Raw genomic sequence first — 11,674 nt, forward strand, 5'->3', positions numbered from 1 at the left:
GCGATGCTGCGGGGGCGGCCGCCTCTTCCTTCTTGCCGCAGCCGATGAGGGCCGCCGAAGCCACCGCGGTGAGGGCGGCGAGCTTGAGAAGGGAACGCTTGTTCAGATCATTCATTGTCGAAATCCTCGGAAGAAAAGGACGGGTTGGCAAAAAAACGAGAACGCGATTATGAGCCGGGGTAGAACGGTTTCCCCATCGACGCCGGCATGTTGATGCGGATGAAGGCGGGGTTGCGCGAGATCAGCGCCAGCACCACGATCGGGGCGATGTACTGGGCCATGCTGAGGAACTGCGAGGGCACGTCGACGCCGCTGCTTTGCAGGTGGAAACCCAGCATCGAGACGCCGCCGAACAGGTAGGCGCCGAGCAGCACGCGGATCGGGCGCCAGGTGGCGAAGGTGGTCAGCGCCAGCGCGATCCAGCCGCGGCCGGCGACCATGCCCTCGACCCACAGCGGCGTGTACACGGTCGACAGGTACGCGCCCGCCAGGCCGCACAGCGCGCCGCCCGCGATCACCGCCAGGAAGCGGATGCGCCGCACCGGGTAGCCCAGCGCATGCGCCGACTCGGGCGACTCGCCCACCGAGCGCAGCACGAGGCCGGCGCGGGTGCGGTACAAAAACCAGATGAGCCCGATGGTCAGCAGCACGGCCACGTACACCATCGGGTGGTGCCGGAACAGCGCCGGGCCGGCCAGCGGAATGTCGGCCAGCACGGGAATGGCGAAGGGCGTGCTCTCGGGCAGCTTGGCTTGCACGAAGCTGATGCCCGCGAAGGCCGAGAAGCCGACGCCGAACAGGCTCAGCGCGAGCCCCGTGGCGTACTGGTTGGTGTTGAGCCAGATCACGAGCACGCCGAAGAAGGCCGCGAGCAAGGCCCCGGCCGCCATGCCGGCCAGGAAGCCGAGCCAGGGGTTGTGCGTGATGACCACCGTCGCGAAGCCCGCGATGGCGGCGCACAGCATCATGCCCTCGGCGCCGAGGTTGACGACGCCGGCCTTCTCGTTGATCAAGAGGCCCAGCGCCGCGATGGCGAGCACGGTGCCCGCGCTCAGGGTCGAGCCCAGCAGGAGTGCGTAGCTTTCCATGGTTCAGAGCCCTCCTTCGGTGGCGCGCGGGGTGGGCGCAATCGGCGCCACGGGGGCGGCCGCCGGCGCGGTGAGGGGCGTGCTGACCTGCAGCGAACTCGTGGTCAGTGTCGCGGCCTTGGCGCCGGCCTTGCGGCGGATGCGGTAGGCGATGAGCGTGTCGCAGGCCAGCAGCGTGAACAGCAGCAGGCCCTGGAACACGCCGGTGAGCGACTTGGGCAGGCCCAGGCGCGACTGCGCGAGTTCGCCGCCGATGTAGAACATGCTCATCAGGATCGCCGAGAAGATCATGCCCACCGGATGCAGCCGCCCGACGAAGGCCACGATGATGGCCGCGAAGCCGTAGCCTGCGGGCACGTACGGCGTGAGCTGGCCGATGGGGCCCGCCACTTCGAGCGCGCCCGCCAGGCCGGCCGCACCGCCCGAGGTGAGCAGCGCGATCCACACCGCGCGGCGTGCCGAAAAGCCCGCATAGCGCGCCGCCGCAGGCGCCAGCCCGCCGACCTGCTGCGCGAAGCCCGCGCGCGTGCGGAACAGGAACACCCACAGCGCGCCCGCGCCGACGAGCGCGATGATCAGCCCGATCGACACGCGCGAGCCCTTCATGAGCCGCGGAATCTGCGTCACCGCCTCGAAGGTCTTGGTCTGCGGGAAGTTGTAGCCCTGCGGATCTTTCCAGGGCCCGAAGACCAGGTAGCTCAGCATCAGCGTGGCCACGTAGACCAGCATCAGGCTCACCAGGATTTCGTTGGCGTTGAACTTGTCGCGCAGGAACGCGACGATGCCCGCCCACACCATGCCGCCCAGAATGCCCGCCAGCAAAATGGCCACGACGATCCAGCTGCCGGTGCTCTTGTCGGCCAGCAGCGCCACGCCGCCCGCCGCGATGGCGCCGCAGACGAACTGCCCTTCGGCGCCGATGTTCCAGACGTTGGAGCGAAAGCACACAGCCAGGCCGAGCGCAATGATGAGCAGCGGCGTGGCCTTCACCATCAGCTCGCCGATGGCGTAGCCGCTCTTGATCGGCTCGTAGAAGAACACCTGCAGGCCCTTGACCGGGTCCTTGCCGAGCGCGGCGAACAGCGCCACGCCGATGAGCACGGTGATCAAGAGCGCCAGGATCGGCGAGCCATAGCTCCAGAAGCGCGACAGCTCCGGGCGGGGTTCAAGCTTGAGCATGCGCGCCCTCCTTCTTGTTGTTCTGGTGGGGCTGTGCCTGCGGCCACAGGCCGCTCATCCACTCGCCGATCTGCGGCAGCGTGGCCGCCGCGCGGTCGATCGAGGGCGACAGCCGCCCCTTGGCGATCACGTGCAGCCGGTCGCAGATGTTGAACAGCTCGTCCAGCTCCTCGCTGATCACGAGCACGGCGCAGCCGGCGTCGCGCAGCGCCAGGATCTCGGCGTGGATGAGCGCGGCCGCGCCCACGTCCACGCCCCAGGTCGGCTGCGAGACGATGAAGAGCTTCGGGTTGGCGTCGATCTCGCGACCGACGATGAATTTCTGCAGGTTGCCGCCCGACAGCGAGCGCGCCGCCGCGCCCGGGCCGCCGGCCTTCACCTTGAAGCGATCGATGATGGAACGCGCCTGCTTGTCGAGCTCGGCGGTGCGAATCCACCCGCCCTTGCCCACCGCGTTGCTGCGCGTGAGCAGCAGGTTGTGCGCCAGGCCCAGCGTGGGCACGGCGCCGCGCCCCAGCCGCTCCTCGGGCACGAAATGCAGGCCCAGCGCACGCCGCGCGCGCGGGCGCAGCCGGCCGGCCGGCTGGTCGAACACGCGCACCATGGCGGGCTCGGCGCGCACGTCTTCGCCCGAGAGCGTGTACAGCAGTTCCTTCTGGCCGTTGCCCGAGACGCCGGCGATGCCGACGACCTCGCCTGCGCGCACGTCGAAGGAGATGCCGTCCAGGTCGACGCCGAACTGGTCTTCGCGCGCCAACTTCAGGCCCTGCACGCGCAGCGCCACCGCGCCGGCGTGCAGCGGACGGTGCTGCAGCGGCGGCGGCTCGCTGCCGATCATCAGGCGCGAGAGCGATTCGGTGCTCTCGTTGCGCGGGTTGCACACACCTGTGACCTTGCCGCCGCGCAGCACGGTGCAGGCCGTGCACAGCTCCTGGATCTCGTGCAGCTTGTGGCTGATGTACAGGATGCTGCAGCCTTCCGAGGCCAGCTTGTTCAGCACGCCGAACAGGCGGATCACGGCCTGCGGCGTGAGCACCGAGGTCGGCTCGTCCAGGATCAGCAGCTTGGGGTTGGTGAGCAGCGCGCGGATGATCTCCACCCGCTGCATCTCGCCCACCGACAGCGTGTGCACGGGGCGCGAGGGGTCGATGTCCAGCCCGTACTCGCTCGCCTTGGCCGTGATGCTACGGGCCACCTCGGCCAGCGCGAGCGACTTGTCCAGGCCCAGCCAGACGTTCTCGGCCACGGTGAGCGTGTCGAACAGGCTGAAGTGCTGGAACACCATGCTGATGCCCAGCGCGCGCGCCTGCTGCGGGTTGCGCAGGTTCACCGCCTGGCCGTCGAAGGTGACGGTGCCTTCGTCGGGCTTGACCGAGCCGTAGATGATCTTCATCAGGGTCGATTTGCCCGCGCCGTTCTCTCCGAGCACGGCATGGATTTCGCCGGGCTGCACGGCCAGGGAGATGTCGCTGTTGGCCACCACCGCGGGGTACCGCTTGGTGATGTGCGCCAGCTGGAGTCTGGGGGTTGTCATGCCGGGTTTCGTGGGTTTGTCTCGTTCAACATCAACAAGCGGGGACAGCTATAAGTTTAATAGCGTCCCCGCGACCATCGGCGCCCGACGGCGCTCGGTTCAGTGTCCGCCGATGTAGGCGAACTTGAACAGGAAGATCGCCGCGATCACCCACACCATCGCATGCACTTCCCGTGCCCGACCGGTGCACAGCTTGAGCACGGCGTAGGTGATGAAGCCGAAGGCCAGGCCGTTGGCGATCGAGTACGTGAAAGGCATGGCCAGCGCCGTGACGGCCGCCGGGATCACCTCGGTGGTGTCTTCCCAGTCGAGTTCGACCAGGTCGCGCAGCATCAGGCAGCCCACGAACAGCAGCGCCGGTGCGGTGGCGTAGGCCGGCACCGAGCCCGCCAGCGGCGAGATCATCAGGCAGGCCAGGAACAGCACCGCCACCACCACGGCCGTGAGACCGGTGCGGCCACCGGCTTGCACGCCGGCCGCGCTTTCCACGTAGGCCGTGGTGCTCGAGGTGCCCAGCAGCGAGCCCGCGAAGATCGCGCCGCTGTCGGCCAGCAGCGCCTTGTTCATGCGCTCCATCTTGCCGGGCACCAGAAGGCCGGCGCGCTTGGCCACGCCCATCAGCGTGCCGGTGGCGTCGAACATCTCGACCAGGAAGAACACCAGCACCACGTTCAGGATGCCGCCCTTGAGCGCGCTCAGGATGTCCAGCTGCATGAAGGTGGGCGCGATGGACGGCGGTGCGTCGAACACGCCGTGGAACTTGTTGCCGCCGAAGAAGAACGACAGCACCGTCACCGTGAGGATGCCGATCAGGATGGCGCCGCGCACCTTGAGCCGGTCGAGCGCCACGATCATAAGGAAGCCGATGGTCGCCAGGATCACGGGAGCCGAGTGCAGGTCGCCCAGCGTGACGAAGGTGGCCGGCGAAGCCGCGACCACGCCCGCGCTCTTGAGCGCGATGAGCGCCAGGAACATGCCGATGCCCACGGTGATCGCCGTTCGCAAGGACTGCGGTATGCCCGCGATGAACAGCTCCCGCAACCCGGTGACCGTCACGATCAGGAACAGGCAACCCGAGATGAACACCGCGCCCAGCGCGGTCTGCCACGTGTAGCCCATGCCGAGCACGACCACGTAGGCGAAGTAGGCGTTCAGGCCCATGCCCGGCGCCATGGCGATCGGGTAGTTGGCGTACAGGCCCATGATCAGCGTGCCGATGGCCGCGATCAGGCAGGTGGCGACGAAGACCGCGCCCTTGGGCATGCCCGCGTCCCCGAGGATCGAGGGGTTCACGAAGATGATGTAGGCCATCGTCAGGAAGGTGGTCAGCCCTGCGATGACTTCGGTGCGCACGGTGGTGTTGTGCTCGGTCAGCTTGAAAAAGCGTTCCAGCAGACCGGCGTTGGCCGGTGCGGTGGCCGCACGCAACGGCGCCGCCTCGGTGGCCCCGGCGGCCCGGGGAGTGGTGGCCTTGGGCACCTCTTCATACCTGTTCATTTCGCTTGTCTCCAGCTGTTGTATGTGGCGGTTCGTTCATCGTTTCCTCGGTCGCGACGCCGGCGCGACGGAGGGCTCAGGGAGGATCGGAAAGCGGCTCAGCCGGCAGGGCTCGGGCGGGGGCAGCCGGCGCGGCATCGAAGCCGGGGCGCAGCGACGCCGCCACGCCCTTGATGCATTCGCGCAGCCAGCGCGCGGAACTCGACGAATGGGTACGTTCGTGCCAGAGCTGGTAGTACATGAGGCGCGGCAAGGCAGCCGGGCACTCGAGGATCTTCACGGGCAGCCGTGCGGCAAAGCGCTCGCAGTACTGGCGCCCGGTGGTGAGCACCAGCAGGCTCGAGGCCACCATGTCCGGGATGAGGCTGAAGTGCGCGCAGCGCGCCGTGATGTTGCGCTGCCGCCCCAGCTCGTCGAGCATCTGGTCGATGATGCCGCGCCCGCCCGGGTGCATGGGCGTGGGCGCGATGTGCTCGGCCGCCAGCCAGGTCTCCAGGTCCCACCCGCGCCGCACGGCCGGATGGTCCTGGTTGACCAGCGACACCACCTCGTCGCCGAAGAGGCGCGCCATGTGCAGGTCTTCCGGCGGCTTGAGCCAGTTGCCGATCACCAGGTCGACCTGCCCGAGCGCGAGGTGCCCGTGGTAGTCCGAGTCGGGCGAGAGCGCATGGATCTCGATCTGGCACAGCGGCGCCTCGCGCTTGACCTGCGCCACCAGCATCGGCAGGAACAGCGGGTCCATGTAGTCGCTGGCCGCGATGCGGAAGGTCGTGGCCGCCGACTGCGGCTCGAAACCCCGCGCATCCGAGAACAGCATCTCGGCCGCCCGCAGGATGCTGGCCGCGGGCTCGATCATGCGCAGCCCCGCGTCGGTGGGCACCATGCCCGAGCCCGAGCGCACCAGCAGCGGGTCGCCCGACAGCTCGCGCAGGCGCTTCAGCGCGGCCGAGACGGCCGGCTGGTACATGCCCAGGCGGATGGCGGCGCGCGAGACGCTGCGGTCGGTCAGCACGGTATGAAGCACCCGAATCAGATGAAGGTCGATCTTGTCGAAAAGCGCCTGGTCTCTCATGGCTGTTCACACCTTTCTTGTCTGTGCGAACAGTTATACAGCGCAGCATTTGGAGAACGGAAGGACGCTCGGACCGTGCGAGCACGGCCGGTGCTCATTCGCCAGAGGCTGCCTGCACCGCGGTCAGGGCGCGGAGGATGGATTCGCTCGTGGCCGGCGCCTTCAGCGGCGGATCGACCCGGTGCCCGCCCGCGGCCGACACGGCATCGCGGATGGCGAAGAACACCGAGAACGGCAGCAACAGCGGCGGTTCGCCCACGGCCTTGCTGCGGTGAATGGAGTCTTCGAAGTTCTGGCCCTCGAACAGGCGCACGTTGAACACCGGCGGGCAGTCGTTGGCCGTCGGGATCTTGTAGGTACTCGGCGCGTGCGTGGTGAGCTTGCCGCTCGCCGGGTGCCACACCAGTTCTTCGGTCGTGAGCCAGCCCATGCCCTGGATGAAGGCGCCCTCGACCTGGCCGATGTCCACGGCCGGGTTCAGCGACTTGCCCGCGTCGTGCAGGATGTCGGCGCGCAGCAGCTTCCATTCGCCGGTAAGGGTGTCGACCACCACCTCGCTCACCGCCGCGCCGTAGGCGTAGTAGTAGAACGGGCGGCCCTGCATCTTGTCCTTGTCCCAGCTCAGGCCGGGCGTGGCGTAGAAGCCGTCGGACCACAGCTGCTTGCGGTCGAGATACGCCTCGCCCACCACGGTGCTGAAGGCCAGCGTGCGGCCGTTCACCTCGACCTGGTCGTTGGCAAAGCGCACGTCGGCGGCGTTGCCGCCATGGCGCTCGGCGGCGCAGGCGGCCAGGCGTTCGCGGATCTGGCGCGCGGCATCCTGCGCGGCCTTGCCGTTCAGGTCGGCGCCGGTCGAGGCGGCCGTGGCCGAGGTGTTGGCCACCTTGGTCGTGTCGGTCGCGGTGACGCGCACGCGCTCGAAGCTCACGCCCAGCTCGTGCGCCACCACCTGCGCCACCTTGGTGTTCAGGCCCTGGCCCATCTCGGTGCCGCCGTGGTTCACGAGGATCGAGCCGTCGGTGTACACATGCACGAGCGCGCCGGCCTGGTTGAAGTGCTTCACGTTGAACGAGATGCCGAACTTCAGCGGCGCCAGCGCCAGGCCGCGCTTTAGCACCGGGCTCTTCGCGTTGAAGGCGGCGATCTCTTCGCGGCGCAGGCGGTAGTCGCTGGTTTCCTCCAGCTCGGCCACGAGTTCGTGGACGATGTTGTCGGTCACGGTCTGGCGGTAGGGTGTGACGTTGTTCTCGCCCTTGCCGTAGAAGTTGACGCGCCGCACGTCGAGCGGGTCGCGCTTCAGTTCGCGCGCCACCGAGTCCATGATGTTCTCGATGGCAATGGCACCCTGCGGGCCGCCGAAGCCGCGGAACGCGGTGTTGCTCTGCGTGTTGGTCTTGCCCGAGAAGCCGTGCATGCTCACGTTGGGCAGCCAGTAGGCGTTGTCGAAGTGGCACAGCGCGCGCGTCATCACCGGGCCCGACAGGTCGGCCGAATGGCCGGCGCGCGACACCATGGTGATCTCGGCGCCGAGGATCCGGCCCTCGTCGTCGTAGCCCACCTCGTACTCGTACCAGAAGCAGTGGCGACGGCCGGTGATCATGAAGTCGTCGTCGCGGTCCAGGCGCAGCTTCACGGGGCGCTGCAGCTGGCGCGCCGCAATGGCCGCCACGCAGGCAAAGATCGCCGACTGTGACTCCTTGCCGCCGAAGCCGCCGCCCATGCGTCGGCATTCGACGTGCACTTCATTCGAGGACAGGTGCAGCGCGTGTGCCACCAGGTGCTGCATCTCGCTCGGGTGCTGCGTCGAGCAGTGGATGTGCAGCGTGCCGCCCTCCTTCGGGATCGCGTAGCTGATCTGGCCTTCGAGGTAGAACTGCTCCTGCCCGCCCACGTCGAGCGTGGCGCTGTGGCGGTGCGGCGCCTTCGCGATGGCGGCGCGCACGGCGGCCTCGTCGCCTTCGTTGGCGGCCCCGCCGCTGCGCACGATGTGCATCGGCGGCACCACGTACTGGCCGCGCGCATGCGCGTCCTGCGGCGTGATGACGGGCGGCTGCGCCTCGAGGGTGATCGCGTCCTTGGCCTTCGCGGCGGCGCGGCGCGCGGCATCGCGCGTTTCGGCGATCACGGCGAACACGGGCTGGCCGAGGTAGCGGATCTCGCCGCCGTCGTTCACGGGCAGCAGGATCGGGTCGTCGTGAATGATCGAGCCGCAGTCGTTGGTGCCGGGAATGTCGTCGGCGGTGAGCACCGTGACCACGCCGGGCATGGCGCGGATGGCGTCGAGCGACAGCGCCGTCACGCGGCCGTTGGCCACCGGCGACAGGCCCAGCGCGCAGTGCAGCGTGCCGGCGAGCTCGGGAATGTCGTCGATGTAGGTGGCTTCGCCGGCCACGTGCAGGTGCGCCGACTCGTGCGGGCGGCTGATGCCCACGCGCATGCCGCGGCCGTGGGCCAGCGCTTCGGCGCCCACGTCGATGCGGGCGGCGGTGTTCTTCAGGTAGTCGGCAAAGGCCTCGGCGGGCTGCAGCAGGCGGGCGTCGATGGGTTTGTTCATGGTCAGAGTCCTTCCGCCGCAACCTTGGCAACGACATGGGGCATCACGCTCCAGACGCTGGTTTCTTCGATGGACAGCGCGTCCTGCGTGCGGGTTTCGAGCCACAGGCGCTGGATCAGGTTCTGCGCCACCTGCAGGCGGTAGTCGGCCGAGGCCCGCATGTCGGAGAGCGGCTTGAAGTCTTGCGCCAGCGCCAGCTTGGCGGTCGCCACGCTGGCCTGCGTCCAGGGCTTGCCCACGAGCGCGGCTTCGGCGTTGGCGGCGCGCTTGACGGTGGCAGCCATGCCGCCGAAGGCCAGGCGCACGGCTTTCACCGTGTCGCTGCCGGCTTCCAGTTCGATGGCGAAGCCCGCGCACAGCGCCGAGATGTCGCAGTCGAAGCGCTTGCTGATCTTGTAGGCGCGCACCTGGCGGCGCATGGCGGCCAGCGGCACGGCCAGGCCCTGCACGAACTCGCCGGGCTGCAGCTCGTTCTTCATGTAGTCGAGGTAGAAGTCGGGCAGCGGCATGCGGCGCACGACGTCGCCGCGGCGTAACTCGATCTCGGTGTCGAGCGACATCAGCACCGGCGGCGAATCGCCGATGGGCGAGCCGTTGGCGACATTGCCGCCCATGGTGCCGGCGTGGCGGATCGGCGGCGAGGCAAAGCGCAGCCACACGTCGGCCAGGCTGGGCACGCGCTCGACCAGCGCGCCGAAGGCGGCTTCGAGCGAAGCGCCGGCGCCGATGTAGAGCTCGTCGGCGCGCTCTTCCACGGTCTTCATCTCGGCCACGTCGCCGACATAGATGATGTCGCCGAGGTCGCGAAACTGCTTGTTGACCCACAGGCCGACGTCGGTCGAGCCGGCCAGCAGCTGGGCGCGCGGCTTCTGCACGCGCAGTGCGGCGAGCTGGGCCAGGGTCTTGGGGGCGTGGAAGTGGTCGATGCGGGCGCCCAGCGGGGCGGCGTAGTCCAGGCCGTCGTTCTTCAGCGCGGTGAGCGCGGCCACCACGGGGGCGGTGTCCAGGCGCACGGCCGGCAGGTCGAACATGCGCTGGCCGGCGTCGAGGATGGGGCGGTAGCCGGTGCAGCGGCAGAGGTTGCCCGACAGGTCGTCGGCCAGCTGCTGGCGCGTGGGCTGCGTGCCCTCGGCCTGGTGGTGTTCGTAGGTGGCCCACAGCGACATCACGAAGCCCGGCGTGCAGAAACCGCACTGCGAGCCGTGGCAGTCGACCATGGCCTGCTGCACGGGGTGCAGCGGGTGAACGGCGTGCTTGGCGGGGGCTTCGGCCTTGGGCTTGCACTGCGACGCGCACTGTCCCTTGAGGTCTTCGACCGTGAACAGCGCCTTGCCGTGCAGCGTGGGCAGGAACTGGATGCAGGCGTTGACGGTCTGCAGCTGCAGGCCGTCGACCGCGCCGGGCGCGTGGGCGTCGGTGGCCAGCTCGCCGATGACGACGGTGCAGGCGCCGCAGTCGCCTTCGTTGCAACCTTCCTTGGTGCCGGTGCAGCGCGCGTCCTCGCGCAGCCAGTCGAGCACCGAGCGGGTCGGATGGACCCCGCTGACGTCGACGATCTTTCCGCGATGGAAGAAGCGGATCGGTTGAATCGGGTTACTGCTCTCGGTGCTCATGCTTTTTCTGGCTCGTGGGCGGCCCGTCATGGGCCAGTCATGGACGTTAGCGGCTTGCGTGGGGTCTTGCATACGGGCACGCCCATAACGCGTATGTGAGGGTCGGTATGCCACGTCCGGGGAAACCCTTGGATTGACGCTGCAATTCCCGGGCCACGCCGGAAACCTAGGGTTTTCAGCCTTTTTTTAGGCGTGTGCGATCGCGGTCCAGGCGGTGGCGAGCAGCGTCACGCCGGCCACGAAAAGCAGCCCGGCGACCAGCCATTGCAAGGTGCGCGGCTGCAGCTTGTTCGGCAGGCGATGGTGCAGCCGCGTCGCGGCGTAGACCACGGGCATGGCGCAACCGGCCAGCAGCGCCGAGTGCCACGAGAAGTGGCCGGTGGGCACCACGATGACCAGTCGCACGAGCGAGTTGAAGGCGAACATCAGCAGCAACGCGCGGCGCACGAGTTCGCGGTCCAGCGGCTGGCGGTACATGTGGAAGACGATGGGCGGGCCCGAGGCCGAGAACAGTCCGCCCAGCACGCCCGAGAGCCCTCCGATGAGGGCGAAGCTGGTGCGGCCCGACACGGCCGGCAGCGGCTTGCCCTGCAACAGCAGCAGCACCGCGCAGATCAGGATCGACACGCCCAGCAGGCCCCGCAGCCACGACACGGCGCTGCCGCTGAGCCACACGAGCAGCATGAGCCCGACGATGACGCCCACGGTGCTGCCGTTGAGCGCGGGCTTCATCAGCTGCCAGGGCACGGGGCCGGGGCGCGCGCGGAAGTAGGTCCAGGCGTTGATGAGGCTCAGCACGGTCGCGGCATTGGCCGCGTCGTTCACGCTGGCGATGTCGAACACCGACACGAGGCCTAGCAGGATGAGGCTGAACGCAAAGCCCGTGAGGTTCTGCGCGTAGGTGGCCAGGCCCACGCAGGCCATGAAGATCAGGACCGGGACGGCCCCGGAAAGAATCGCTTGCACCGGCGGTGTCGTCAGCGCGCGCCGAGGCTTGCGGGACGGAAGAAGGAGACGGGGGAAAGGGGATGCGGGACGGACATTCGGACGGGGATCGGGGGACGGGGGCGCGAGGCGGGAACGCTTGAGAATAACGCGTGTGTCCGGGGGGCGTGCCCAGGCCACCGGGTACTTCCC

Annotated in this window: 8 protein-coding genes; all 8 read right to left on the reverse strand. The window is 68.6% G+C overall.

The window, feature by feature from the left end; all coding sequences use genetic code 11:
* Window positions 1-167: 167 nt before the first annotated feature.
* The 8 genes from AC07Y4_RS31705 to AC07Y4_RS31740 all read right to left on the reverse strand — a co-directional run bounded on the left by AC07Y4_RS31705 (window position 168) and on the right by AC07Y4_RS31740 (window position 11,503).
* Window positions 168-1,088, reverse strand: a complete 921-nt coding sequence (locus tag AC07Y4_RS31705; RefSeq protein WP_070061710.1) for an ABC transporter permease — start codon at window positions 1,086-1,088, stop codon at window positions 168-170.
* A gap of 3 nt (window positions 1,089-1,091) precedes the next feature.
* Window positions 1,092-2,267, reverse strand: a complete 1,176-nt coding sequence (locus AC07Y4_RS31710; RefSeq protein WP_487850082.1) for an ABC transporter permease — start codon at window positions 2,265-2,267, stop codon at window positions 1,092-1,094.
* Complete coding sequence (locus AC07Y4_RS31715) at window positions 2,254-3,801, reverse strand: ABC transporter ATP-binding protein (RefSeq protein WP_095744201.1); 1,548 nt, start codon at window positions 3,799-3,801, stop codon at window positions 2,254-2,256. Before AC07Y4_RS31715 ends, AC07Y4_RS31710 begins: the two co-directional genes overlap by 14 nt.
* 99 nt (window positions 3,802-3,900) lie before the next feature.
* Window positions 3,901-5,298, reverse strand: a complete 1,398-nt coding sequence (locus AC07Y4_RS31720) for an NCS2 family permease (RefSeq protein WP_062477503.1) — start codon at window positions 5,296-5,298, stop codon at window positions 3,901-3,903.
* A gap of 76 nt (window positions 5,299-5,374) precedes the next feature.
* Complete coding sequence (locus tag AC07Y4_RS31725) at window positions 5,375-6,370, reverse strand: LysR family transcriptional regulator (RefSeq protein WP_447742049.1); 996 nt, start codon at window positions 6,368-6,370, stop codon at window positions 5,375-5,377.
* Window positions 6,371-6,464: 94 nt separating this feature from the next.
* Window positions 6,465-8,924: a xanthine dehydrogenase molybdopterin binding subunit gene (gene xdhB / locus AC07Y4_RS31730; RefSeq protein WP_487850081.1), complete on the reverse strand. Its 2,460-nt coding sequence runs from the start codon at window positions 8,922-8,924 to the stop codon at window positions 6,465-6,467.
* 2 nt (window positions 8,925-8,926) lie between these two features.
* Window positions 8,927-10,537 (reverse strand): xanthine dehydrogenase small subunit, encoded by a 1,611-nt coding sequence (gene xdhA, locus AC07Y4_RS31735; RefSeq protein ID WP_487850080.1) that lies wholly within the window; start codon window positions 10,535-10,537, stop codon window positions 8,927-8,929.
* Window positions 10,538-10,723: 186 nt separating this feature from the next.
* A complete protein-coding gene (locus AC07Y4_RS31740; protein ID WP_390345766.1) occupies window positions 10,724-11,503 on the reverse strand; it encodes a TSUP family transporter in 780 nt (259 codons plus the stop codon).
* Between the last annotated feature and the right edge of the window lie 171 nt (window positions 11,504-11,674).

Source organism: Variovorax sp. GW460-12-1-14-LB1, from assembly GCF_059423605.1.